The 24,425-nt window shown below is 70.6% G+C and carries 25 protein-coding genes; 17 read left to right on the top strand and 8 right to left on the bottom strand.

Annotated elements, in window-relative coordinates; translation table 11 throughout:
- Nucleotides 1-29: 29 nt before the first annotated feature.
- The 9 genes from D8I30_RS08825 (at nt 30) to D8I30_RS14420 (ending at nt 9,200) form a co-directional block, all read left to right on the top strand.
- Nucleotides 30-1,559 carry a UbiD family decarboxylase gene (locus D8I30_RS08825; RefSeq protein WP_121482419.1) on the top strand — a complete coding sequence of 510 codons (1,530 nt, stop codon included), beginning with the start codon at nt 30-32 and terminating at the stop codon, nt 1,557-1,559.
- A gap of 94 nt (nt 1,560-1,653) precedes the next feature.
- Nucleotides 1,654-3,969, top strand: coding sequence for a methyl-accepting chemotaxis protein (locus D8I30_RS08820; RefSeq protein WP_121482418.1), 2,316 nt, complete (start codon nt 1,654-1,656; stop codon nt 3,967-3,969).
- Nucleotides 3,970-4,091: 122 nt separating this feature from the next.
- Nucleotides 4,092-5,870, top strand: coding sequence for a M14 family metallopeptidase (locus tag D8I30_RS08815; protein ID WP_430804636.1), 1,779 nt, complete (start codon nt 4,092-4,094; stop codon nt 5,868-5,870).
- 5 nt (nt 5,871-5,875) lie between these two features.
- Nucleotides 5,876-6,268, top strand: coding sequence for an MAPEG family protein (locus tag D8I30_RS08810; protein ID WP_430805156.1), 393 nt, complete (start codon nt 5,876-5,878; stop codon nt 6,266-6,268).
- A gap of 65 nt (nt 6,269-6,333) precedes the next feature.
- Nucleotides 6,334-7,680, top strand: a complete 1,347-nt coding sequence (locus D8I30_RS08805) for a TldD/PmbA family protein (RefSeq protein ID WP_121482415.1) — start codon at nt 6,334-6,336, stop codon at nt 7,678-7,680.
- Entirely contained in the window at nt 7,677-8,471 is a 795-nt protein-coding gene (locus D8I30_RS08800; RefSeq protein ID WP_121482414.1) for a 3'(2'),5'-bisphosphate nucleotidase CysQ, read from the top strand. The genes D8I30_RS08805 and D8I30_RS08800 overlap by 4 nt, the downstream gene beginning before the upstream one ends.
- An 11-nt stretch (nt 8,472-8,482) precedes the next feature.
- Nucleotides 8,483-8,734 (top strand): DUF4170 domain-containing protein, encoded by a 252-nt coding sequence (locus D8I30_RS08795; RefSeq protein ID WP_121482413.1) that lies wholly within the window; start codon nt 8,483-8,485, stop codon nt 8,732-8,734.
- Nucleotides 8,735-8,835: 101 nt separating this feature from the next.
- Nucleotides 8,836-9,030 (top strand): hypothetical protein, encoded by a 195-nt coding sequence (locus D8I30_RS08790; protein ID WP_121482412.1) that lies wholly within the window; start codon nt 8,836-8,838, stop codon nt 9,028-9,030.
- The gene (locus D8I30_RS14420) at nt 9,027-9,200 is read left to right on the top strand and encodes a hypothetical protein (RefSeq protein ID WP_162938746.1); all 174 of its coding nucleotides are present in this window, start codon (nt 9,027-9,029) and stop codon (nt 9,198-9,200) included. The genes D8I30_RS08790 and D8I30_RS14420 overlap by 4 nt, the downstream gene beginning before the upstream one ends.
- Nucleotides 9,201-9,227: 27 nt before the next feature.
- Here the strand turns inward: D8I30_RS14420 and D8I30_RS08785 are convergent, their stop codons facing one another.
- On the bottom strand, nt 9,228-9,893 hold the full coding sequence (locus tag D8I30_RS08785; protein WP_121482411.1) for a fused DSP-PTPase phosphatase/NAD kinase-like protein: 666 nt from the start codon (nt 9,891-9,893) through the stop codon (nt 9,228-9,230).
- Nucleotides 9,894-9,993: 100 nt separating this feature from the next.
- Here D8I30_RS08785 and D8I30_RS08780 point away from each other — a divergent pair, with 100 nt between their 5' ends.
- The 4 genes from D8I30_RS08780 to lpxK are packed head-to-tail and all read left to right on the top strand — an operon-like array spanning nt 9,994 to nt 14,847.
- The gene (locus D8I30_RS08780; RefSeq protein ID WP_121482410.1) at nt 9,994-11,847 is read left to right on the top strand and encodes an ABC transporter ATP-binding protein; all 1,854 of its coding nucleotides are present in this window, start codon (nt 9,994-9,996) and stop codon (nt 11,845-11,847) included.
- Entirely contained in the window at nt 11,844-12,530 is a 687-nt protein-coding gene (locus D8I30_RS08775) for a lysophospholipid acyltransferase family protein (protein WP_121482409.1), read from the top strand. The genes D8I30_RS08780 and D8I30_RS08775 overlap by 4 nt, the downstream gene beginning before the upstream one ends.
- Before the next feature lie 2 nt (nt 12,531-12,532).
- Entirely contained in the window at nt 12,533-13,834 is a 1,302-nt protein-coding gene (locus D8I30_RS08770) for a 3-deoxy-D-manno-octulosonic acid transferase (RefSeq protein ID WP_121482408.1), read from the top strand.
- Nucleotides 13,831-14,847 carry a tetraacyldisaccharide 4'-kinase gene (gene lpxK / locus D8I30_RS08765; RefSeq protein ID WP_121482407.1) on the top strand — a complete coding sequence of 339 codons (1,017 nt, stop codon included), beginning with the start codon at nt 13,831-13,833 and terminating at the stop codon, nt 14,845-14,847. Before D8I30_RS08770 ends, lpxK begins: the two co-directional genes overlap by 4 nt.
- Here lpxK and D8I30_RS08760 read toward each other — a convergent pair.
- Nucleotides 14,838-16,154, bottom strand: coding sequence for a metal-dependent hydrolase family protein (locus tag D8I30_RS08760; protein ID WP_121483466.1), 1,317 nt, complete (start codon nt 16,152-16,154; stop codon nt 14,838-14,840). The genes lpxK and D8I30_RS08760 overlap by 10 nt on opposite strands.
- A gap of 127 nt (nt 16,155-16,281) precedes the next feature.
- Here D8I30_RS08760 and D8I30_RS08755 point away from each other — a divergent pair, with 127 nt between their 5' ends.
- On the top strand, nt 16,282-16,980 hold the full coding sequence (locus D8I30_RS08755) for a murein L,D-transpeptidase catalytic domain-containing protein (RefSeq protein WP_121482406.1): 699 nt from the start codon (nt 16,282-16,284) through the stop codon (nt 16,978-16,980).
- A gap of 18 nt (nt 16,981-16,998) precedes the next feature.
- Here D8I30_RS08755 and purD read toward each other — a convergent pair whose 3' ends face one another.
- From purD to D8I30_RS14415, 3 genes are all read right to left on the bottom strand, one after another.
- Nucleotides 16,999-18,276 (bottom strand): phosphoribosylamine--glycine ligase, encoded by a 1,278-nt coding sequence (purD, locus tag D8I30_RS08750; protein ID WP_121482405.1) that lies wholly within the window; start codon nt 18,274-18,276, stop codon nt 16,999-17,001.
- A 73-nt stretch (nt 18,277-18,349) separates the two neighbouring features.
- Complete coding sequence (locus tag D8I30_RS08745; protein ID WP_162938846.1) at nt 18,350-18,757, bottom strand: hypothetical protein; 408 nt, start codon at nt 18,755-18,757, stop codon at nt 18,350-18,352.
- A 20-nt stretch (nt 18,758-18,777) separates the two neighbouring features.
- Nucleotides 18,778-18,945, bottom strand: a complete 168-nt coding sequence (locus D8I30_RS14415) for a hypothetical protein (RefSeq protein ID WP_162938845.1) — start codon at nt 18,943-18,945, stop codon at nt 18,778-18,780.
- A 97-nt stretch (nt 18,946-19,042) separates the two neighbouring features.
- Here D8I30_RS14415 and xseA point away from each other — a divergent pair, with 97 nt between their 5' ends.
- Entirely contained in the window at nt 19,043-20,518 is a 1,476-nt protein-coding gene (gene xseA / locus D8I30_RS08740) for an exodeoxyribonuclease VII large subunit (protein ID WP_121482403.1), read from the top strand.
- Between the two features lie 171 nt (nt 20,519-20,689).
- Here the strand turns inward: xseA and D8I30_RS08735 are convergent, their stop codons facing one another.
- Nucleotides 20,690-21,856: a P1 family peptidase gene (locus D8I30_RS08735; protein WP_121482402.1), complete on the bottom strand. Its 1,167-nt coding sequence runs from the start codon at nt 21,854-21,856 to the stop codon at nt 20,690-20,692.
- 90 nt (nt 21,857-21,946) lie between these two features.
- On the opposite strand from D8I30_RS08735, the gene D8I30_RS08730 reads away from it, so the two are divergent.
- Together D8I30_RS08730 and D8I30_RS08725 are read left to right on the top strand one after the other, a co-directional pair.
- Nucleotides 21,947-22,153 carry a DUF2093 domain-containing protein gene (locus D8I30_RS08730; protein ID WP_121483465.1) on the top strand — a complete coding sequence of 69 codons (207 nt, stop codon included), beginning with the start codon at nt 21,947-21,949 and terminating at the stop codon, nt 22,151-22,153.
- Between the two features lies 1 nt (nt 22,154).
- Nucleotides 22,155-22,646 (top strand): response regulator, encoded by a 492-nt coding sequence (locus D8I30_RS08725; protein WP_121482401.1) that lies wholly within the window; start codon nt 22,155-22,157, stop codon nt 22,644-22,646.
- On the opposite strand, the gene D8I30_RS08720 is transcribed toward D8I30_RS08725, so the two are convergent.
- Together D8I30_RS08720 and D8I30_RS08715 are read right to left on the bottom strand one after the other, a co-directional pair.
- Nucleotides 22,643-23,575 (bottom strand): lysophospholipid acyltransferase family protein, encoded by a 933-nt coding sequence (locus D8I30_RS08720; RefSeq protein WP_121482400.1) that lies wholly within the window; start codon nt 23,573-23,575, stop codon nt 22,643-22,645. The genes D8I30_RS08725 and D8I30_RS08720 overlap by 4 nt on opposite strands.
- On the bottom strand, nt 23,565-24,335 hold the full coding sequence (locus D8I30_RS08715; protein WP_121482399.1) for an SDR family NAD(P)-dependent oxidoreductase: 771 nt from the start codon (nt 24,333-24,335) through the stop codon (nt 23,565-23,567). The genes D8I30_RS08720 and D8I30_RS08715 overlap by 11 nt, the downstream gene beginning before the upstream one ends.
- Nucleotides 24,336-24,425: the final 90 nt, after the last annotated feature.

Genomic DNA, 24,425 nt, shown 5'->3' with positions numbered 1-24,425 from the left:
ACGGGCGATTGCCGCCTAAGCGTCAGCGCATGGCCTACAAGTCCCTGCGCGATTTTCTTGCGACCCTCGAAGCCGACGGCGAACTGGTCCGCGTGTCGGAGCCCGTCTCCACCCATCTGGAGATGACCGAGATCCAAACCCGGCTGCTGCGCAATGGCGGCCCGGCGGTCCTGTTCGAGAAGCCGGTCATGCCGGACGGCTCGATCAGCCCCATCCCCTGCCTGGCCAACCTGTTCGGCACGGTGAAGCGCGTCGCCATGGGCGTGACGCTGGAGGGCAAGCAGCGCACCACGGCGGGCGAGCTGCGCGAGGTCGGCGAACTGCTGGCCTTCCTGCGCAACCCGACGCCGCCGCGCGGCTTCGGCGATGCGATGGAGATGCTGCCCCTGGCCCAGACCGTCATGTCCATGCGGCCCAAGACGGTGAAGAAGGCCCCGGTGCAGGAGGTGGTGCTGAAGGGCGATCAGATCGACCTGACCGCCCTGCCCATTCAGGGCTGCTGGCCTGGCGAGCCCGCGCCGCTGATCACCTGGGGCCTGGTCGTGACCAAGGGGCCGTCCGACGACCGCGAAGACGACTTCAACCTGGGCATCTATCGGATGCAGGTGCTGGGCAAGGACAAGGCCATCATGCGCTGGCTGGCCCATCGCGGCGGCGCCCAGCACTACGCCCGACACCGCAAGGCGAAACCCAAGGAGCCCCTGCCCTGCGCCGTGGTGCTGGGAGCCGATCCCGGCACCATTCTGGCCGCCGTGACCCCGGTGCCTGAGACCCTGTCGGAGTATCAGTTCGCCGGCCTGATGCGCGGCGCCAAGGCCGAGCTGGTTCCGTGCAAGACGGTGCCGCTGATGGTCCCGGCCCAGGCCGAGATCGTGCTGGAAGGCCACGTCCTGCTGGACGAGTTCGAGGACGAAGGCCCCTACGGCGACCACACCGGCTACTACAACTCGGTCGAGAAGTTCCCGGTCTTCCAGGTCAGCGCCATCACCATGCGCAAGGACCCCATCTATCTGACCACCTTCACCGGCCGTCCGCCGGACGAGCCGAGCGTGCTGGGCGAGGCCTTGAACGAGGTCTTCATCCCCCTGATCCGCCAGCAGTTCCCCGAGATCACCGACTTCTGGCTGCCGCCCGAGGGCTGCAGCTATCGCATCGCCGTGGTGTCGATGAAGAAGGCCTATCCCGGCCACGCCAAGCGCGTGATGATGGGCTGCTGGAGCTATCTGCGCCAGTTCATGTACACCAAGTGGATCATCGTCGTGGACGACGCCATCAACGCCCGCGACTGGAAGGACGTCATGTGGGCCGTCTCGACCAAGATGGACCCGGCGCGCGACATCACCGTCATCGAGAACACCCCCATCGACTACCTGGACTTCGCCAGCCCCGAGAGCGGCCTGGGCTCCAAGATCGGTCTGGACGCCACAGACAAGTGGGAACCGGAGACCAAGCGCGAATGGGGCGAGGAGATCCGCATGGAGCAGGACGTCATCGACCGCGTGTCGGAGAAGTGGGCTTCCCTGGGCCTGCCGGGCGACGGCTCGCCGATCTGGAAGTAGCGCCCGGACCGTACAGCCGCCGCCGTTCCCCGAACCGCAATAAGCCTCTTCTTAAGATTATCGCCTTTATGGCCAAGGTAATCGGGGAGAGATCATGCGTGCTTTCAGAAACTTGTCCGTCGCCGGAAAACTGCTTCTGGCGGGGGGCGCGGTCACCGGCGTCCTGCTGGTGCTCGCCGCCGTCGGGGTTTCGCAATACACGCGGACCATCGCCCGTGACCTGTCGCGCGACTACGCCCAGGCGCTGAGCCAGGGCGCCGTCGCCGGCGTCAGCGGCCAGATCGCCGAGGCCTCCGCCTCCGCCCGATCCCTGGCCGCGACCATCGGCCAGGCGCATGAGGCCGGCGTCCGCGACCGCGCGACGATCGTGGCCATGCTGAAGCCCGCCGCCACCGCCACCCCCCTGGTCATGGGCGGCTGGTTCATGGCCGCGCCCGACGCCTTCGACGGCCGCGACGCCGCCATGGCGGGACGCACGGCCCTGGGCTCGAACACCGCCGGCCGCTTCCTGCCCTACTGGGTCAACGACGGCGGCGCGGTCGCCCTGCAGCCGCTCGACACCGGCGCCGACTACGACCAGGCCTACTTCAAACAGCCCTTCACGACGGGCAAGCCCGCCATCATCGAACCCTATGCCTATCAGGTCGGCGGGAAGTCGGTGCTGATGACCTCCGTCGCCTATCCGGTCGTCTCCGGGGGCAAGGTGATCGGCGTGGCGGGGCTGGACCTGGCGCTGGACGACATCTCGACCCTGCTGGGCCGGATGAAGCCGTTCGGCTCGGGCCAGACCATGCTGCTGACCGGCGGCGGAAACTGGGCCTCCCACCCTGACGCCGCCCTGCGGACCCAGCCCTATGCGGAAGCCGGGGCCGAGGCCGTGCGCGCCGTGCTGCAAGGCGGCCAGGCGACGCAGTTGCACGACCTGCGCGACCTGACAGGCCGCAAGATCGAGCGCCTGGTCAGCCCCGCGCCCCTGACGGGCCTGGGCGCGACCTGGGGCCTGGTGACCGACATCCCCACGGCGGCGATCAACGGTCCGGCGGACCGGCTGGCCATCGCCATGATGGTCGGCGGCCTGTTGATCCTGGGCCTGGTGTTGGCCTGCCTGTTCGTGGCCAGCGACCGCGTGGTGCGCCGCCCGCTGGCCCGGCTGACCGCCTCGGTGAACACCTTGAACGCCGGCCATTACGACGTCCCGGTCCAGGGCACGCAGAGCTCGGACGAAGTCGGCCGCATCGCCCGCGCCCTGGAAGGCTTCCGCCACGATCTGGCCGAAACCGGCCGCCTGCGGGCCGAGCAGGAGGAGAGCCGCGCCGCCGCCGAGGCCGAGCGCCGCCGCAACGACGCCGTCCGCCAGGCGGCCGAGGAGGAACAGCGCTTCGTCGTCGCCTCCCTCGGCGAGGGACTGGAGCGCCTGTCCGAGGGCGACCTGACCTATCGACTGAAGGCCGCCTTCCCCGACGACTATCGCAAGCTGCGCGACGACTTCAACGCGGCCATGGGCCGGCTGGAAGAGACGATGGCCGTCATCATCGGCAGCGCGGCGGGCATCCGCTCGACCACCGCCGAGATCAGCCAGGCCTCCGACGACCTGTCGCGCCGCACCGAACAGCAGGCCGCCAGCCTGGAACAGACCGCCGCCGCCCTGGAGCAGGTGACAACCACCATCCGCCACGCCTCCGACGGCGCAGACCGCGCCCGCGACATCGTCGAGAAGACCCGCGGCAACGCCGAGCGCAGCGGCGCCGTGGTGCAGGAGACGGTCGCCGCCATCCACGCCGTCGAGACTTCGGCCCAGCAGATCGCCCAGATCACCGGCGTGATCGACGAGATCGCCTTCCAGACCAACCTGCTGGCCCTCAACGCGGGCGTCGAGGCGGCGCGGGCGGGCGACGCCGGTCGCGGCTTCGCCGTGGTGGCCTCGGAAGTGCGCGCCCTGGCCCAGCGCTCGGGCGAGGCGGCCAAGGAAATCCGCGCCCTGATCGGCGCCAGCACCGAGCGGGTCAACCAGGGCGTCCGCCTGGTCGACGACACGGGCGAGGCCCTGAGCCGCATCATCGCCGAGGTGGCCGAGATCAGCGGCTTGGTCTCGGACATCGCCGCCTCGGCGCGCGAACAGGCCGGCGGTCTGGCCGAGATCAACGTCGCCGTGACCCAGATGGACCAGATGACCCAGCAGAACGCGGCCATGGTCGAGGAATCCACCGCCGCCTCCCACGCCCTGGCCCAGGAAACCGCCAGCCTGGGCGACCTGATGGCCCGGTTCCGCATCAGCGACGGAGCCGCGCCCCCGCGCGCCGCGGCCGCCGCCCCATCGCCCGCCGTGGCCCGCACCGTCGTCGCCCTGAAGACCGCGGGCGGACGGGGCCTGTCGGCCGCGCCTGCGGCCGAGGAGTGGGAGGAGTTTTGACCCAGGAGCCGGGACGGCCGAAGGCGGACGGGGCTTGCCAGGCGGGCGCGATCGGCTCACGAAGCCCCATGCGCTCCGCCCTTGTCCTCGCCGCCGTCGCGGCTCTCGCGTCGAGTCCCGCCATGTCCCAATCGTCGACCTCCGTTCCAAACACCGCCCCCTGGGATCAGACCTTCCTGCCGCCGGCGACAGCGTGGAACGGCGCGAGCCGCGCCCTGCTGCGGGGCGCCTCGGACCCGTGGGTTACGGCCTTCGAGGCCGACCCGGCGCATGACTTCTCGCCGTCCTACGCCGACACCCGCGCCTGGTTCGACCGGCTGGACGCGGCCAGCGACCTGATCCGCATCGAACAGTTCGGCGTCTCGCCGGAAGGCCGTCCGATCTACGCCGTCATCGCGTCCAAGGACGGCGCGACGCTGGATCCGAACAAGCCCCTGCTGCTGGCTCAGGCCGGCATCCACCCAGGCGAGATCGACGGCAAGGACGCGGGCATGATGCTGCTGCGCGACATCGCCTTCTACGGCAAGGACGGCCTGCTGGACCGGGCCAACCTGATCCTGATCCCGATCCTCAGCGTCGACGGCCACGAGCGCACCGGCCCCTACTCCCGCCCCAACCAGCGCGGACCGCGCAACCAGGGCTGGCGCCACACGGCCACGAACCAGAACCTGAACCGCGACTTCATGAAGTTGGACCAGGCCGAGATGCAGGCCGTCATGGGCCTGATCCACAAGTACAAGCCCGACCTCTACGTCGACATCCACGTCACCGACGGCATCGATTATCAATACGACGTCACCTTCGGCTACAACGGCGAGGACGGCGTCTGGAGCCGCAGCCCGGCCATCGCCAAGTGGCTGGACGAGGCCTTCAGGCCCGCCGTCTATGAAGCCCTGGAAGCCAAGGGCCACATCCCCGGCGAACTGGTCTTCGCCGTGGACGAGCGCGACCCGGCCAAGGGCTTGAACGACGGCGGCCTGGGCGAGCGCTATTCCAACGGCTGGGGCGCGGCGGCCCACGTCCCGACCATCCTGATCGAGAACCACAGCCTGAAGCCGCATGAACAGCGCGTGCTGGGCACCTACGTCTTCCTCGAAGCCGCGCTGAAACGGCTGGCCGAGGGCTCCGACGGCCTGCGCGCCGCCATCGCCGCCGACCGCGCCCTTCGCCCGGCCGAACTGCCCGCCAATTTCGACGGCGACGACCAGCCCAGCCGCATCCGCCCCTTCAAGGCCATCCGCTACGAGACCTACGACAGCCCCGCCTCGGGCCGCCGCGAGATTCGCTGGCTGGGCCAGCCCGAGCCGGAGCTGTGGCAGGCGCCCTTCTACGGCTCCCACTCCACCCTGACGCTGAAGCGCCCGACGGCCTACTGGGTGCCGCCCTACCGCACCGACGTCATCGAGCGGCTGCGTATCCACGGCGTGCAGATGGAGACGCTGGACGCCCCGCGCACGGTCGCCGTCGACATGCTGCGCCTGGTCGATCCCAAGGTCTCGGGCCGCACCAATGAAGGCCATGTGCCGATCACCGTCACCGAGGTGCGGGCGGAGCCGAAGGACTGGACCTTCCCGGTTGGTTCGGTCCGCGTGCCGACCGACCAGCCGATGGGCGACGTGGCCATCCTGCTGCTGGAGCCGCAGTCGAACGAGAGCTTCTTCGCCTGGGGCATGTTCCCCGAGGTGCTGAACCGCGTCGAATACATCGAGGCCTACGCCATCGCGCCCCTGGCCGAGAAGATGCTGGCCGCCGATCCGGCGCTGAAGGCCGAGTTCGAGGCCAGGCTGGCGGCCGACCCCGCCTTCGCCGCCGACGGCGACGCGCGCCTGGCCTGGTTCTACGAGCGCACCCCCTTCTACGACCAGCGCTATCGCCTCTATCCGGTGGGGCGCGAGAATTGAGCCAGGTGCCGACCATCCAGGCCGCCGCCCTGTGGGGCGGGCTGCTGATCCTGCAGCTGTTCGCGCTGTCGGGCGTGGTGGTTAACCGGCGCCGCAAGCACATGGTCGAGTTCGGCGACGGCGGCGAGCGCGACCTGATCTGCGCCACCCGCGCCTTCGCCAACGCCGCCGAATACATCCCCGCCGGGATGTGCGGCCTGATCCTGCTGGCCTTCCTGGGCGCGCCGGCCCTGCTGATCCATGCGGTCGGGGGGACGCTGTTCGTCGGCCGCGTGATCCACGCGCTCGGCCTGCTGTTCCAGAAAGGGCCGTCGCTGGGCCGCTCGATCGGCATGATCCTGACCTGGCTGGCGCTGCTGGTGGCGGCGGTCAGCCTGATCGCCTGGTCGATCCTCTAATCCCTCTCCCGATGGGAGAGGGTGACAGCGGTTGCAGGTCGCAGTTCCGTCCGCCATATCGGGGCATGTCCGATAAGACGCCCTCCCCCGACATCCTCAACGATCTGATCTCCGCCGCGCTGAAGGCTGGCGCCGATGCGGCCGAGGCCGTCTCGGCCCACCGCGCCTCCCTGTCCGTCGGCGTGCGCAACGCCGCTCTGGAAGACGTGGAGCGCGAGGAATCCCGCGACCTGGGCCTGCGCGTCTTCATCGGCCGTCGCCAAGCGACCGTCTCGGCCTCCGACCTGTCCGAGGCGACGCGCGCCCGCCTGGTCGAGCGCGCCGTGGCCATGGCCAGGCTGGCGCCGGAAGACCCCTACGCCTCCCTCGCGCCGCAGGACCGGCTGGCCCCCGCGCCGCACGCCGACCTCGACCTCTACGACCCGGCCGAACGCTCGGCCGAGGCCCTGGAAGCCGCCGCCGCCGAGACCGAGGCCGCCGCCCTGTCCGTCGCGGGCGTGGCCAAGTCCGAGGGCGGCTACGCCTCCTGGTCGTCCAGCGAGTGGCGGCTGGTCACCTCGCACGGGTTCGACGGCCGCCATCGCGGCAGCGCCTTCTCGCTGGGCGTCGGCGTCATCGCCGAGAAGGACGGCGCCATGGAGCGCGGCGGCGAGAGCCGCACTGTCCGCCACCTGTCCGACCTGCCCGGCGCCGCCGAGATCGGCCTGAAGGCGGGCGAGCGCGCCGCCGCCCGCGTCGGCCCGCGCAAGATCGCCTCGACCACCGCCCCCGTCATCTTCGAGAACCGCATCGCGACCCAGGTGCTGTCGCCCCTGCTGGGCGCCATCTCCGGCCCGTCGATCGCGCGCGGCAGCTCCTTCCTGAAGGACAAGCTGGGCCAGGCGGTGCTGCCGACCGACGTGGACCTGATCGACGACCCGTTCCGCCCGCGCGGCCTGGGCTCCACCCCCTTCGACGACGAGGGCGTGGCGGTCGAGCGGCGCGACATCGTCCGCGACGGCGTCCTGACCACCTGGCTGCTGAACACCGCCTCGGCGGCGCAACTGGGCCTCCAGACCACCGGCCACGCCTCGCGCGGCCTGGCGGGGCCGTCCGGCGTCTCGACCCACAACCTGCACCTGGCGCCGGGCGAGGGCGATCTGGACGCCCTGATGGCCCAGGCCGGGACCGGCTTGCTGATCACCTCCATGTTCGGCCCCTCGCTGAACGGCAACACCGGCGACTGGTCGGCCGGGGTATCCGGCTTCTGGTTCGAGAACGGCCAGCGCGCCTATCCGGTCAGCGAAGTCACCGTGGCGGGCAATCTGATCGAGCTCTACGCCCGCCTGCAGCGCGCCGGGGACCTGGAGTTCCGCAGCTCATTCAACAGCCCCTCCCTGCTGTTCGACAAGGTGGCGATCGCCGGCAAATGAGCGACTTCCACGCCGATCTCGAGCTGATCCGCGACGCGGCCCTGGCCGCGGGTCGGCTGGCGCTCGAGCATCGCGAGGCGGGCCTCAAGGTCTGGTCCAAGGAAGGCGGCTCGCCCGTCACCGACGCCGACCTGGCGGTCGACCAGCTGCTGCGCGACGCCCTGCTGGGCGCGCGGCCCGACTACGGCTGGCTGTCCGAGGAGACGGCCGACAACCCGGATCGGCTGGAGCGCAAGCGCATCTTCGTCGTCGACCCCATCGACGGCACCGTGGCCTTCATGAAGAACAAGCCGTGGTGGTGCGTGCCCATCGCCGTGGTCGAGGACGGCCGTCCCATCGCCGCCGTGATCCACGCCCCGGCCCTGGACGAGACCTTCGAGGCGACGCTGGGCGGCGGGGCGCGGCTGCAGGGACGGCCCATCTCGGCCTCGGACACGGCCGACCTGGAGGACGCGGAAGTCCTCGCCGACGCCCGGCTGATGGAGGCGCGCGACTGGGACGAGCCCTGGCCGCCGATGCGCTTCTCCAAGCGCAACGCCCTGGCCTATCGCATGGCCCTGGTGGCGGCCGGCGCCTTCGACGCGGCCATCGCCGTCAGCCCCAAATGGGACTGGGACGTCTGCGCCGGCGCCCTGATCGCCGAGGAGGCGGGGGCCAAGGTCAGCGACCACCGGGGCCGCCCCTGGCGCTTCAACCGCCCCGATCCGCGACAAACCAGCCTGATCTGCGCCGCGCCCGCCCTTCACCCGTTGATCGTTCGCCGCACAGCGCCTATCCCGCTCGCCATCTGACACCCTCAGCAATGGACCCCCTCTCCATGGCCGACGCCCACGACCCTCAACTGCTTCACCTCGTCATCGGCGGCGAGATGCGCCACCCGTCCGAGCCCGTCTTCCGCGACCTGTCCCAGGTCGAGTTCGTCGGCGCCTACGGCAACTACGAGGAAGCCAAGAAGGCCTGGAAGGCCCGCGCGCAGGCGACGGTCGACAACGCCCACATGCGCTACTTCATCCTGCACGCGCACAAGCTGATCGACCCGCGCGGCGACGACTGATCGACCGCGGCCGCCTCACGGCGCCGCTTCGGAACCGCAAAGGCGGCTGGCGCGCTTTCGCTTCAGCCGCCTTTGGCGCTTCTGGACAGGATGTGACCCTCATGATGCCGACTGTGATCGTCCTGCTGCTGGTGATCGTGGCCCTGGCCGCCGTCGTCTGGGTGGTGCGTCGCGGCCCGCCCCATGTGCCCCACACGGGCGAGGATCAGGACACCGCCTGGAACGACCCCATCACTCCCGCGGACGAGGAGGATGAGGCCGAGCCTCCCCTCTCCCCGCGTGAAGACCGGCCGTGACCCTGTTCGGCCAGCCGCTGGACGCCCAGCAGGTCTTCGGCGTGGCGTCCCTGGTCGCCGTCCTGGCCCTGTGGCTCATCGTTCTGGCGCGGCATAGGGGGCAGAAGCGTCATCACGGCGACAAGCCCGACCGCAAGACCCCGCCCGCCGCCCGCGGCCCCTGGGGGTAAGGCTCCCTCTCCCGCCGGGATAGGGCCTCATTCCCGCTTCAACAGCCGATCCACCACCAGCTTGCCCCACCAGCCGGCCTTGAACTCGGCGCGGATCGCCTTGGGGTCGTAGGCGTCGCTCTCGACCCAGTCCTCGAAGCTGACGCCCGTCGGCTCGACCTCGCGGACGTATTTTTCAAGCGTATGGTCGAGCACCCCGGTCAGCCCCTCGCGGCTGTGCAGGGTCCGCTTGCCCAGTTCCGACATGGCCGCCGAGATCGGCTCGCCCAGGTGGAAATGGCGATAGAAGACCGCCATCATCCCCGCCCGGTCCGCGCCCGACTTGCAGTGGATCAGGGCCGGGTATTCGATGGTCTGGAACAGGGCCTTGGCCCGGCGCACTCGGTCCTTGCCCGGCGGATCGCGCGAATCCAGCGGGGCGTCGATCAGGGTCAGGCCCAGGCGGGCGCAGGCGTCCTTCTCCAGCCAGTAGTAGGCCTCGTCCCTCTGGCCGCGCAGATTGATGACGGTCCTGATCCCCCGCCGCTTCCACCAGGCCAGCTGGGCCGGCGAAGGCTGGTTGGTGCGCACCAGGTCCGGTCCCAGCCAATGAGCATTGGTGAAGGCCGTGCGCAGGAAGGCGTGATCGGCCCAGAAATAGGACCAGCGCGCCTTGAAACGGCCGAACGGCGTAGTCAGATCGAAGCGCCCCATAGGCGCCAGATAGCGCCGATTACGTCCGACGTCACCCATTGGGCGACTTCCCTCACCCTTGCCGCTTGACTTGCCGCCCTTGCCGTTCGACCGAAGGCCGATGACCGTTCCCGCCCCAGCATCCGACGCCCGCGAGCCCTTGCGGCCTCTGCTCGTCCGCATCTGGCGGGATTATCTGTCGCGGCACAAGCCAGCGTTCTTCGCCTCCATGCTGCTGGCGGCGGTCTCGGCCGGGCTGACGGCCGTCCTGCTCAAATTCCTGGAGCCGGCGATCGACCTGCTGTTCGGCCGCGAGGAAGGGCCGGTGACGGTGTGGGGCTCCCTGACCATCCCCGCGAACATGGTGCTGATCGCCGTTCCCCTGTTCATCGTGGTGGTGGCAGTGATCCGCTCCCTGTCCATCGTCGGCCAGGCGGCCCTGGTGAACCGGCTGGGGCACGGGGTGGTCGGCGACATCCAGAAGCAGCTGTTCTCGGGCATGATCCGGGCCGACCTGTCGCGCCTGCGCAGCCAGCATTCGGGCACCTTCGTCTCCTCGGTCCTGTTCGACGCCAACCTGGTGCGCGAGGCCTTCACCGGCGGGGTCGTCAACTACACCCAGAACGCCCTGATGCTGCTGGCCGTCATCATCGCCATGGGCTTCATCGACCTGCCGCTGACCTTGATCGTGCTGCTGGGCGTGCCGGTGGTGAACTGGATCATCCGCCGTTTCGGCAAGCGCTCGCGCAAGGCCGCGCACGGCGCCATGGTCGAGACCGAGGCCCTGTCCAGCGCCCTGATGGAGAACCTGGACGGCGTCCGCCTCATCAAGATCGAGAACCATGAGGCGGCCGAGGAGGCCCGCGTCGCCGCCGTGATCGACCGACGCCAGCGCCACGTCATCAAGGGCGCCGACAGCCGCGCCTTCGCCGGGCCGGCCAGCGACATCGTGGCCTACGGCATCGTCGCCGCCGTCATGGCCTACGCGGGCTGGCGCGCCGGCCAGGGCGCGATGACGGTCGGGGCCTTCGCCTCCTTCATCGCCATGCTGCTGCTGGCCGGCCAGGCCCTGCGCCAGGTGACCAATCTGGCCACGGTGCTGAGCGAGGGGCTGACGGCGGCGCGACGGCTGTTCGCCGCCCTGGACATCGAGCCCGAGATCCGCGAGGCCGACGACGCGGTCCGGTTGACGCCCGGCCCGGTGACCGTCGCCCTGGACCATGTCTGCTTCGCCTATCACGCCGGCGAGGAGGGCGCGGCCCCCACCCTGGCGGACGTCAGCCTGCACGTCGCCCCGGGCGAGACCGTCGCCCTGGTCGGCCCGTCGGGCGGCGGCAAGTCGACCATCCTGAGCCTGCTGCCGCGCTTCTACGACGTGACCGAGGGGCGAGTGACGCTCAACGGCCGCGACGTGCGTGAACTGAGCCTGGCCGACCTGCGCGACCACATCGCCCTGGTGACGCAGGAGCCCTTCCTGTTCGACGACACCGTCGCCGCCAACATCGCCTATGGCCGCAAGGGAGCGACGGCCGATCAGATCATCCAGGCCGCCCGCGCCGCCGCCGCCCACGATTTCATCGCCGCCCTGCCCGACGGCTACGCCACCCGCGTCGGCGAGGCGGGCGCCCGCCTGTCGGGCGGCCAGCGCCAGCGCATCGCCATCGCCCGCGCCTTCCTGAAGGACGCCCCCATCCTGCTGCTGGATGAAGCCACCAGCGCGCTCGACACCGAGAGCGAGGCCCTGGTCCAGTCCGCCCTGGAGCGGCTGATGGCCGGCCGCGCCACCCTGATGATCGCCCACCGCCTGTCGACGGTCAGGAACGCCGACCGCATCTACGTCATCGAGGCCGGACGGGTGGTCGAGGAAGGCTCGCACGAGCAGTTGGTGGTCCAGGGCGGCCTCTACGCCCGCCTGGCCCGGCAACAGTCGCTGGACGGCGAACCCGCCCCCCTGCCCGAAGAGACCGGCGCATGAGGCCGCTTCGCAACCCGGTGATCCAGTCCGCCCTGGCCTGGACCCTGGCCCAATGGATGCGCTTCTGCTTCGCCACCATCCGCTGGACCTACGAGAACGAAGAGGCCGCCGAGGCGGTCTGGGCCCAGGGCGGCGGCGTGCTGTGCGCCTTCTGGCATTCGCGCATCGGCCTGTCGCCGGCCTGCTGGCCGCTGGACCGGGCGCAGCCCGCCAAGGCCCTGATCTCCCTGTCCGCCGACGGCGAGTTCATCGCCAAGGCCGTGGCGCGCCAGGGCTTTCCCGCCGTGCGCGGCTCCTCGGCCAACAAGAACAAGGCTGAGGCGGCCAAGGGCGGGTCCCAGGCCCTTCGCGACGGACTGAGGCAGTTGAAGGTCGGCGCTCTGGCCATCACCCCCGACGGGCCGCGCGGCCCCGCCCGCCAGATGGCCGAGGGTCTGCCGCTGATGGCCCGTATCTCCGGCGCGCCGGTCCTGTTCATCGGCCTGTCGTGCAAGCCTGCGATCCGGCTGGACAGCTGGGACAAGGCGATCCTGCCCCTGCCCTTCGGCAAGGGCGCCGTCGTATGGGACAAGGCCTGGTATCCCGAGGGCGCCGACATGGCGGACGTCGCCGCCGACTGGACCGCGCGCCTGAACGCCGTCGAGGCGCGCGCCGACGCCATCACCGGGCTGGAGCGCGTCTGACCGTGGTCTTCAGCCCCGCCCTTCTGGCTTATCAGGCCCTGACCCGCCTGCTGGAGCCCCTGGCTCCGCGCCTGCTGGACGCCCGCGTCGCCAAGGGCAAGGAGGACCCGGCCCGGGTCGACGAGCGGCTGGGTCAGCCCGGCCTGCCGCGCCCGGACGGCCCCCTGGTCTGGATCCACGGCGTCAGCGTCGGCGAGGCCCTGTCGATCCTTCCCCTGGCCGAGCGCATCCGCAAGGACCGGCCCGACGTGACGGTGCTGGTCACCACCGGCACCCTGACCTCGGCCCAGGTGCTGGCGACGCGCCTGCCGCCCGGCGTCATCCACCAGTTCGCCCCAGTGGACGCCCCCTCGGCCGTAGCGAGCTTCCTCGACCACTGGCGGCCCGATGTCGGCGTCTTCGTCGAGAGCGAGCTGTGGCCCAATCTGCTGGCCACGGCCCGCAAGCGCGGCGTGCCCCTGGCCCTGGTCAGCGCCCGCATCACCGACAGGACCGCCGAGGGCTGGAGGAAGGCGCCCGGCATGGCGCGCGCCCTGATGGCGGGCTTCTCCCACGTCTGGCCCCAGGACCAGGACAGCGCCGACCGCCTGACGGCCCTGGGCGCCCGCGTCGACAGCCAGGTGAACCTGAAGCTGTCCGGCGAGCCCCTGCCCTATGACCAGGGCGAGTTTTCCCGCCTGTCGGCCCTGATCGACGATCGCCCCGTGGTCGTCGCCGCCAGCACCCACGAGCACGAGGAAACGGCCATCGTCGGGGCGCTGGACCATCTGGCTGACCGCCTGTTCCTGATCGTCGTGCCGCGCCATCCCGAGCGCGGCGACGGGGTGGCCGAGGGGCTGGCGCGCGACGGCTACCGCTTCGCCCGGCGCAGCCAGGGCCAGGCGATCTGTCCCGACACCGACATCTACCTGGCCGACACCCTGGGCGAACTGGGCCTGTTTTTGCGCCTGGCCGACGTAGTGGTCATGGGCGGCTCCTTCGCCCCGGCCCTGGGCGGCGGCGCGGTCGGCGGCCACAATCCGCTCGAGCCCGCCCGCCTGGCCAAGCCCATCGTCACCGGGCCGGACGCCAGCAACTGGCAGTCCGTCACGCGCATGCTGAAACAGGCGGGCGGCCTGGTCTCGGTGCTGTCGCCCGCCGAACTGCCCGCCGTGGTCGCCCCCCTGCTGGCCGATCCTGAGGCCGCCCGCGACATGGGCGAGCGAGCCCGCCGCGCCGCCTCCGAGGCCGCCGCGGGCCTGGACCGGCTGTGGCTGGCGCTGCAGGCGCACCTGCCCGCCGCCCCGTCGCGGAGGCGCCGATGAAGCTGAACACCCCCCGCTGGTGGTACAGCCGCGACGCGCGCCACGCCCCGGTGACGCGGATGCTGCTCAAGCCCGCCTCCTGGATCTGGGCCGGGGTCACGGCCCGCCGTATCGCCCGCGCCGTCCCCGCCGATCCCGGCGCCCCGGTCGTCTCGATCGGCAATCTGACCGTCGGCGGTTCAGGCAAGACCCCGATCGCGCGCGAGGTGCTGCGCCTGCTGCACGCGCAAGGGATCAACGCCGCCGCCCTGTCGCGCGGCTACGGCGGGCGGCTCGAAGGCCCCGTCCGCGTCGACCTGGTCCGTCACACGGCCGCCGACGTCGGAGACGAGCCGCTGATGCTGGCGCAGGGCGCGCCCGCCTGGATCTCCCGGGATCGCGTGGCCGGGGCCCGCGCCGCCGCCGCCGACGGCGCCCAGGCCCTGGTGCTGGACGACGCCCACCAGAACCCGGCCCTGAAGAAGACGCTCAGCCTGGTCGTGGTCGACGGCGAGACGCGCGGCGACGAATGGCCCTTCGGCGACGGTTCGGTCTTCCCTTCCGGTCCGATGCGCGAGCCGCTGAAAGCTGGCCTGGCGCGGGCCGACGGCGTGGTCGTCCTGCTGCCCGCCGATGCGCCCGAGGCCGACGCCGAGCTGCTGGCCGTCTTCGGCGACCTGCCCGTCTTCATCGCCCGGCTGGAGCCCGCCGCCCCGCCGCCGCCCGGCCCCCAGGTCGGCTTCGCCGGGATCGCCAAGCCGTGGAAGGTGGAGCGGTCGCTGATCGCGGCGGGCTGCGACCTCAAGGACTTCGTGCCCTATCCCGACCACGCCGAACTGTCGGACCGCGACTTCGCCTTCCTGAACGACCGCGCCTCGGTTTACGGCGCCGGTCTGGTGACGACGGAAAAGGACTGGGTCCGGCTCAGCCCAGAAAAAAGGGCCAGGGTGTCACCCTGGCCCGTGGCCGCGCGTTTCGAGGATGAGGCGGCTTTCGCCGCCTTCCTGCGGGATCGGCTGAAGCCTCAGTCCTGACGGAAGACCTGGCCGCCCTTCATTACGAAGCGGACGCGTTCCAGTTCGGTGACGTCGCTCAGCGGATCGCCGGACACGGCGATCAGGTCGGCGGGCATGCCCGGCGCGATGCGGCCCGCATCATTGGCGATCTTCAGGTGCTCGGCCGCGCCGACCGTGGCCGCCTGGATGGCTTCCAGCGGGGTCAGACCCGCACGGACCAGCAGGGCGAACTCCTGGGCGTTGTCGCCGTGGGCCGAGACGCCCGAGTCGGTGCCGAAGGCGATCTTGACCCCGCCCCGGTGCGCGCGCCGCGCCATGTCCAGCATCTTGGGCCCGGCTTCCAGCGCCTTGGCGCTCTGGGCGGGGGTGAAGAAGTTGTCCGGGCCGGAGGCCACGCGGGCCACGAAATCCCCCGCCAGCAGGGTCGGCACCAGCCAGGCGCCGTTCGCCTTGAACAGCCGCATGGACTCGTCGTCCAGATAGGTGCCGTGCTCGATGGAATCGCCGCCCGCCTTGAGGAAGGCGTTGATGCCGTCGACGCCGTGGGCGTGGGCCGTCACCTGGCGGCCCATGCGGTGCGCCACCTCGACGATGGAGGCCAGTTCGTCCTGGGTGAACTGCTGGTTCAGACCGGCGGCCGTGTTCGACAGCACGCCGCCCGTGGCGGTGATCTTGATGATGTCGGCGCCCGCGCGCACCTGGGTCCGCACCGCGCGGCGGCAGTCCTCGGCCCCTGAGCAGACGCTCTCGTTGGACAGGACGTGCAGGATGTCGTCGCGATAGCCGTTGGCGTCGCCGTGGCCGCCGTGGACCGAGACGGACGAACCCGCCGCGATGATGCGCGGACCGGCCACGTCGCCGCGCCGCACCGCGTCGCGCAAGGCGAAGATGGCCTCATTGGCCCCGCCCAGGTCGGCCACGGTGGTGAAGCCCGCGTTCAGGGTGCGCCGGGCGTGGCGCGCGCCGATCATGGCCTGGTCGGCATTGGACTGGGTCACCCGGTCCAGGCGGCTGTTCGGGCTCTGCTCGCTGCCCAGGTGGACGTGGCTGTCGATCAGGCCGGGCAGGACAAAGGCGTTGCGCAGGTCGACCACGTCGCCCTGGCCGACGAAGCCGTCGCGGATTTCAACGACTTGGTTCCCTCTGATCACGAGAGTTTTATCGCGCAGCACTCGGCCGCTGGCCGGATCGGCCAAGAGCCGCCCCACTTGAACGAACCGCGTCGGCTGTTCAGCGGAAACCGGCGCGGGCGCCGCAGCTTGGCGCGCCTGGGCGCCGGTCGCAGCCAGAACGGCGGCGGTCACAATCAGGGCAAGTTTTTTCACGAATCCCTCCCAGAACTCCACGCGGCAACATAACCATTCCAAACTTCGCGCCAAGGCCAAGGTTGCTTCCCCGGCGAGGTTCATGAAACAAGCCGGCACAGTTGTTTAACGGTGCGGGGGGCGTTGCATGCGGCTTTCCAGACGTGGCTTGATCCTGGGCGGTTCCGCCCTTCTGGCGGGGTGTTCGTCCGCCGCCTCGACCTCCAGCGTGAAGCTGGCCGGAGCCGTGGTGCCCGCCCTTCCGATCCTGCCCCACCGAGCCGCCGCGCCGCAGATTCAGGTCGCCGAGGCTGGCGCGCTGATCGACCCCCAAGGCCTCGTCCGTAAGGATTTGATGGAGCGCGCCCGCGCCGCCCTGGACGCCCACGGCCACAGGATCATCCAGCGCGACCGGATGTATCTGGTCGACTTCCAGAAGTTCTCGGGCTCGGAACGCTTCTACGAGGTCGATCTCGAAGGCGGCCGGGTCACCGCCTACCGCACCAGCCACGGCCGGGGCTCGGACCCCAAGCATTCAGGCTATGCGGAGCGGTTCTCGAACAAGCCCGACAGCCATATGTCCTCGATCGGCGCCTACGCCACGGGCGGCGCCGGCTGGGGCAGCCAGCAGGGGCCGAACGTCCTGCTCGACGGGCTGGAGCCTACCAACGACCGGGCGCGCCAACGGGCCATCATCATCCACGGCGCCGACTACGCCGATCCGGCCTTCCTGGCGCGCGAGGGCAAGCTGGGCCGGTCGTACGGCTGCTTCTCGGTGTCCCACGCCGACCTGGTCCCCTTGCGCGAGCGCATGGGCGAGGGCCGGCTGCTTTTCGCCATGACCTGAGCCGAAGCGGCAACCGCGTCAGCGCGGCGCCAACGCCCGCCAGCCGATGTCGCTGCGGTGGAAGCCGCCGGGCCAGTCGATCTGGGCGATGGCTGCATAGGCGCGCTCGCGCGCCTGGGCCACGTCCTCGCCATAGGCGCAGACGTTCAGCACCCGACCGCCCGCCGCGACCAGGGCGCCGTCGTCGCGCTTGCGCGTCCCGGCGTGGAAGACCTGGACGTGGGGGCCGAAGTCCTGATCGGCGCCGCGGATGACCGAGCCCTCCAGCGGGCTGTCGGGATAGCCCTTGGCCGCCAGCACGACGCAGATGACCACGCCCGGCTTGAACCGGGGCGTCGGGGCCTGGGTCAGGTCGCCGCGCGCGCAGGCCAGCAGCAGGGGCACGATGTCCCCGTCCAGACGCATCATCAGCACCTGGCATTCCGGGTCGCCGAAGCGGGCGTTGAACTCGACTACCTTGGGGCCGTCGCTGGTCGCCATCAGGCCGGCGTAGAGAACGCCGCGATAGGGAGCGCCTTCCTCGGCCATCTTCTGAATGGTCGGCTGGACCACGCGCTCGTCGGCCTGCTGGACCAGCTCGGGGGTGAAGACCGGGGCGGGCGAATAGGCCCCCATGCCGCCCGTGTTCGGGCCCAGGTCGCCGTCGAAGGCGCGCTTGTGGTCCTGGGCGCCGCCGAACAGCACCGCCCGCTTGCCGTCGCACAGGGCGAAGAGGGAGCCCTCCTCCCCGTCCATGAATTCCTCGATGACCACGCGCGACCCAGCCGAGCCGAACCGGCCGCCCAGCATCCGCTCGATCTCGGCCTCGGCGTCGGCGCGATCCGGGCTGATGGCCACGCCCTTGCCCGCCGCCAGGCCGTCGGCCTTGATGACATAGGGGGCTGAGTATTGCGCCAGCGCGGCCTTGGCTTCGGCCACGTCCTCATAGACGCCATAGCCCGCCGTGGGGATGCCGTGGCGCTGCAGGAAGGCCTTGGAGAAGGCCTTGGAGGTCTCCAGCTGGGCCGCCTTGGCCGTGGGGCCGAAACAGGGGATGCCCGCCGCGTTCAGCCGGTCGGCCAGGCCCTCGGCCAAGGCCGCCTCGGGGCCGACCACGACCAGATCGGCCTTCATCTCGCGCGCCAGGGCCGCCAGCCCCTCGGCGTCGGTGACCTTGAACTCGGGCCGCAGCTCGGCGTGTTTCGCCATGCCGGGATTGCCGGGCGCGACGACGAGCCGCGTCGCCAGCGGCGACTGGGCGATCTTCCAGGCCAGGGCGTGTTCGCGCCCACCCGATCCGACGAGCAGAATGTTCATGCTGGCGGAATGACCGGACGCGCCGCCGCGGTCAAGCGCCGGAAAGGGTTACCGGCGACGCGTCGGGCAATGATCAGGGGGCCCAGGCGGGCATGGCCTTGAGTTGATCCAGGGTCAGGTCGGCCACCACCAGGTGGTCCTGGCCGATCGTCTTGACGGTCAGCCCCTCCAGCGGCAGCCGCACCCAGCGTTCGCCGGCGCCGATCGGCGCCACCACCAGGCCGGTGATCTGCCCGGCCCCGTTCACGTCGACGCGCTGGATGTCTCCCAGCCCGGTCCCGTCAGGCGCCGCCAGGGCCGCATTCTCCAGCTGCGTCGCGGTCAGGCCCAGGGCCATGGCGCCCGTTGGGGCGACCGGGGTGTCGGCGGGCGCCGAGGCGGCGTCAGGCGCCGCCTCGGGCGTCTCGGCCTGACGGGGCGCCGGCGAACAGGCAGCCATCAGGACCGTGACCGAAGCGGCGGCGAGCAAAGACCTCATCATGAGAAAATCTCCGTAAGTCGCTAGAACAGGGCCGAGACCACATAGACGCCGGCGCCGGCCAGAAGGATCAGCGTCAGAACCAGCCACAGGCTCAGCGTCGGATTGTTGCTGCGGCGCGCCATGTCGCGCTCCCGCGCCTGATCCGGCGGCAGGTCGTCGGGCGATCCAGGATCTGAAGACTGAATCATGGCGGGCCAACGCGCGCCGGGACGCGGCCGTTCCGCCACGCTTCGCCGCGATGCTCCATGCCTTTGCGCCCGCCGCCGGTCCCGCTAGGGTGGCGCCATGCATTCCGACGACGACTACGCCTTCGAAGGCGCGGCCCAGACGCCCGCCCCGGCTCGCGACAACAACCCGCCCCTGTCGATCTCGGAGCTGAGCTTCGCGCTCAAGCGCACGCTCGAGGACCGCTTCGGCCATGTGCGGCTGCGCGGCGAGGTCTCCAAGGTGAACCGCCACGCCTCGGGCCACGTCTATCTGACGCTCAAGGACGACAAGTCGGCCATCGACGGCGTGATCTGGAAGGGCGTGGTGCGCGGCCTGGGCGTCCAGCCCGAGACGGGGCTGGAGGTCATCGTCACCGGCAAGATCACCTCCTATCCGGCGCGCTCCTCCTATCAGATCGTGATCGAGAGCATGGAGGCGGCGGGCGCGGGCGCCCTGCTGGCCCAGCTGGAGCGGCTGAAGATCCGCTTGCGCGACGAAGGCCTGTTCGACCCGGCGAAGAAGAAGCCGCTGCCGACCTTCCCAGCGACCATCGGCGTCATCACCAGCCCGACCGGCGCGGTCATCCGCGACATCCTGCACCGCATCGCCGAGCGCTGGCCCTGCCGCGTCATCGTCTGGCCCGTGGTGGTTCAAGGGGACGCCGCCTGCGGCCAGGTGTCCAACGCCATCCGCGGCTTCGACCAGATGACGCCGGACGGGCCGATCCCCCGCCCCGACCTGCTGATCGTGGCGCGCGGCGGCGGTTCGGTCGAGGACCTGTGGTGCTTCAACGACGAAGGTCTGGCGCGCACGGTCTCAGCCGCCCGCATCCCCATCATCTCGGCTGTGGGGCACGAGACGGACACCACCCTGATCGACTTCGTCTCCGACCGCCGGGCGCCGACCCCGACCGGCGCGGCCGAGATCGCCACGCCGGTGCTGGCCGATCTGCGCTGGGCGCTCAGCGATCTGGAGGGCCGCCTGTCGCGCGCCGGGGCGCGGATGCTGGAGGACCGCCGCACCCGCCTGCGCGCCGCCGCGCGCGGCCTGCCCGCCCGCCCCGAAGACCTGCTGGCCCTGCCGCAGCAACGGCTGGACCACACCGCCAGCCGCCTGGGCTCGGGCCTTCACCGCAACGTCGCCGTGCACGAACGCCAACTGGCGGTCGTCGCCGGGCGCCTGTCCAGGGGCCTGCTGGACCGCGCCATCGAGCGGCGCGGCGACCGGCTGGCCGCCTATGCCGACCGTTTCGGCCCGGCGATGAAGCGACGGCTGGACCGCGACGAAACCCGGCTGGCCGCCCTGTCGCGGGCGCTGGCCACCCTCGACCCCAAGCGGCCCAAGCCCGGCTTCGCCCGCATCGAGGACGCCGACGGCGCCATGATCGCCTCGGCCGCCGCCCTGTCGCCCGGCCAGGCCGTGCGGATCGTCTTCGGCGACGGGGCGAGAGGGGCGACCATCGACGGCGAGGGCTCAACCCCGCGCCCGACGCCTACGCCCAAGTCCGCCCCGCGTCCGAAGGCCCCGCCGCCGGGCCAAGGCGACCTGTTCTGACCCTTTCCTCCCCATGCAATGGGGAGGGGGACCGCGCAGCGGTGGAGGGGCTTGCGGCACGAAAACCTCCGAACCTTCCTGCCAGAAACCTGGGACAGCGGAACCAAGCGGCCCCTCCGTCTCGTCGGCTGCGCCGCCGATCCACCTCCCCATTGCATGGGGAGGAGAAGGTCAGCGCCCCTCGCCCAGCACCGCCTTCACCGCCTCGATGTCCAGCGCCTCGACCGTCACCGTCTTGCCGTCGATCACCGAGGTCGTGGTCTGCGCCTTCAGCAGGGAGTTGAAAATGGCCTCCTCGGTCGCCTCGGCCACCGCGACGAACAGGGGCGACATGCGGTCGTTGGGCCAGTCCGCGACGCTCGCCTGCCCCGCCCGGCGCTCAGCCGTCCGCCGCACGCCTTCCGCCGTCGAGAAGGCGATGGCATAGTCGCCCGACCCGTTCGAAAACGCCGCCCCCGTCCGCGCCAGTCCGGCGAAGGCCCGGTTCGCCAGCCGCTCCAGGTTGCGGTCCGACAGCGGCGCGTCGGTCGCCACCACGATCATGATCGAGCCGTCGGCGCGCTCATTCTCCACCTCTTCGCGCAGATAGTAGCGGCCCAGCCGCACCCCGACCGGCGCCCCGTCGATGCTCAGCACCCCGCCGTAGTTCGACTGCACCAGCACCCCCACGGTGAAGCCGCCCAGGCTGTAGGGCAGCTTGCGCGAACTGGTTCCGATCCCGCCCTTGAACCCGAAGGCGATGGTGCCCGTCCCCGCCCCGACCGCGCCCTGCGCCACCGGCCCCGACGTCGCCGTCTCGATGGCCCGCACCACGTCGGCGGCCGTGACCACGCGGGCGCGAATATCGTTCAACCCGCCGTCGTTGGTCTCGCCCACCACGGCGTTGACCGAGCGGACGTCCTCATGCCCCGGCTGTTTCAGCGTCCAGTCCAGGACGCCGTCGATGCCGCGCGCCACCGACAGGGTGTTGGTCAGGACGATGGGAGTCTCGATCTCGCCCATCTCCCGAATCTGGGTCGCGCCCGCCAGCTTGCCGAAGCCGTTGGCGACCGACAGCCCGGCCGGGACCTTGTCGCGGAACAGGTCGCCGCCGTGCGGCACTACGACGGTGACGCCGGTGCGGACGCTGTCGCCCGACCGCAGCGTCACCTGGCCGACCCGCACCCCGGCCACATCGGTGATGGCGTTCAGCGGCCCCGGCGAGAGAATGCCCGGCGCCCGGCCCAGGTCGCGAATCGTCGGCCGGGCGGGTCCCTCCTGAGCCGCCGCGGAGACTGGCGCTAAAGCCGACGCCAGGGCCGCGACGGCGATCAAAACGGCGGGTCCGGAGCGAAGCATGGCGAAGTTCCGCGTTAATAGGGGCCAGAAGGCCCAAATGAAGGTGATTCGCCCCTCGCTCCCTTCATTCGGCGAGCTATGATGCGGCGCATGAGCACTCCGTCCGCCTCCGAAAGGCCCGCCCTGGCCGTCCTGCATTACGGCGACGGGGATTTCGCGGTCCTGTCCGCGGGCGCCGTGGTGCGCTGCGCCGTCAGCGGCGCCGACATCCCCCTGTCCGCCCTTCGTTACTGGTCTGTGTCGCGGCAGGAAGCCTACGCCGGACCCCGCGAATATCTGGCCGCCGCCGGGCGCTGACATGTCCGCCCTGGGTTCGATCCACGTCCTGCTGGTCGACGACAATCCCAACATGAGGGCGATCGTGGCCGCCATGCTGAAGTCCGTCGGGGTCGGCCGTCTGACCGAGGCCGAGGACGGCGCCGGGGCGCTGGAGGCGCTGCGCCGGGAAGCCATCGACATAGCCATCGTCGACTTCCGCATGAAGCCGATGGACGGGGTCGCCTTCACCCGCGCTGTCCGCAACGACAGCCCCAACCCCTATCTGCCCGTCATCATGATGACCGGCCATTCCGAGCGCAGCCGCGTCACCGAGGCGCGCGACGCCGGCGTCACCGAATTCGTCGCCAAGCCGGTCAAGGCCGGCACCCTGCTGAGGCGGATCGAGGCGGTGATCCTGCGCCCGCGCGCCTTCGTGCGGGCTCCCGGCTATTTCGGGCCGGACCGGCGCCGCACGGGGACGCGGGATTACGCCGGCCCCTTCCGCCGTGCGGACGACCCCGTCGTCGGCTAAGCCTCGGACGCCCGCAGCGCCTCATAGACCTGGGGCGGCCAGCGTTTGTGGACCCAGAACCAGTCGACCGGATGCTCGCGCACCCGATCCTCGACGAAGCGGTTGGCCGCCTGGACGCCCGCCTTCACGTCGGCGGCCTTGTCGCCGGTGTCGGCGACAATGATCGGCTCATGCGCCGTGACGCGGAAGCGCACGCCGGGCAGGCGCACCACCGACAGGGGCTGCATCACCGTGCCGAACTTCAGCGCCATGCGCGCCGCGCCGGGCGAGGCGTTGACCGGCTGGCCGAAGAACTCGACCTCCGGCCCCTGGCTGTATTTCTGGTCGACCAGCAGGGCGATGGATTCGCCGCGCTTCATCCCCGCCATCAGTTCGCGCGTGCCGTCGCCCTTGGGCGCGAACAGCTTGATGCCGTAGCGCTCGCGGCTATGGCGGATCAGGGCGTCGACGTAAGGGTTGTTGGCCGCGCGATAGGTCACCTGGCACGGCACGCCCGCCGCCATGATGACCGCCGCCATCACCTCGAAATTGGCCAGGTGACCCGAGATCAGCACGACCGGGCGGCCAGAGTCGCGCACCGCGCGCAGCCGCTCCATGCCCACCAGGTCGATGCGCCCGCTGTCGGGCGTCAGCCGATCCATGACCGCCAGTTCGGCGAAGGTCCGGCCGGTCTGCTCCCACTGCTCCACGGCCAGTCGGTTGCGTTCCGCCGGGTCCATGTCAGGGAAGGCGATCCGCAGGTTGCGCGTCACCGTCTTGTGCGTGCCGGTCAGCGGCCCCAGCGTCCGCAGCAGCTTGCCGCCGAAGCCCGAGGCTCGCTCCACGCCCATCAGGCGCAGGAAGCCGAACAGCCCCTTGAAGGCCGCCGCCTCCAGCCGCCAGTTCAGGTCCTGCAGAAATGAGACCTTGTTTTCACGCTCACCAGGCAATCGTCAGTCCGCCGTCCACCACCAGGGTCTGGCCGGTCACATAGGCCGACGCAGGACTGCACAGATAGACCGCCGTCCCCGCGATTTCATCCGGTTGGCCGATCCTTTTCAGCGGCGCGGGGTCGGTGACGGTCTTCAGCAGCTCGGGGTTTTCCCACAGGTAGCGGGCGAAATCGGTCTGAACCAGGCCCGGCGCGATGCAGTTCACCCGCACGTTCGACGGCCCGTATTCCACCGCCAGGTTGCGCGCCAGCTGCATGTCCGCCGCCTTGGAGATGTTGTAGGCGCCGATCAGGGCGTTGCCGCGCAGCCCGCCGATCGAGGAGATGATCAGGATCGCCCCGTCCTTGCGCTCCAGCATCTCGGGCGCGACCATCTGGATCAGCCAGTGATTGGAGATGACGTTGTTCTGAAGGATCTTCTCGAACTGCTCGTCGCTGATGCCCGCCATCGGCCCGGCGTAGGGGTTGGTTGCCGCGTTGCACACTAGGATGTCGATCCGGCCGAAGGCGGTGCGGGTGTCGTCCACCAGCCGCTGCAGGTCTTCCTTGGAGGCGATGTTGGCAGGAACGGCGATGGCGCGGCCCTCGCCGTGCTTGTCATTGATGGCGACGGCGACCTCTTCGCACGGTCCGGCCTTGCGCGAGGAGATGACGACACGGGCGCCGTGTTCGGCCAGACGCTCGGCGATAGCCTTGCCGATGCCCTTGGAGGATCCGGTGATGACGGCGACCTTGCCGGTCAGGTCGAACAATTCCATGCGTTAACCTCCTTTTACCGCGCGTTTGCCCGCGTGGACCCTAGCCGTTAGGCTTTGTTACCGTGATACTTGATCGATTCTACAGGGAAA

Origin of the sequence: Brevundimonas naejangsanensis, from assembly GCF_003627995.1 — a bacterium.
GTDB lineage: Bacteria > Pseudomonadota > Alphaproteobacteria > Caulobacterales > Caulobacteraceae > Brevundimonas > Brevundimonas naejangsanensis_B.
The sequence above is the reverse complement of the archived record's forward strand: the minus strand, read 5'-3'. Positions and strand labels throughout refer to the sequence as shown.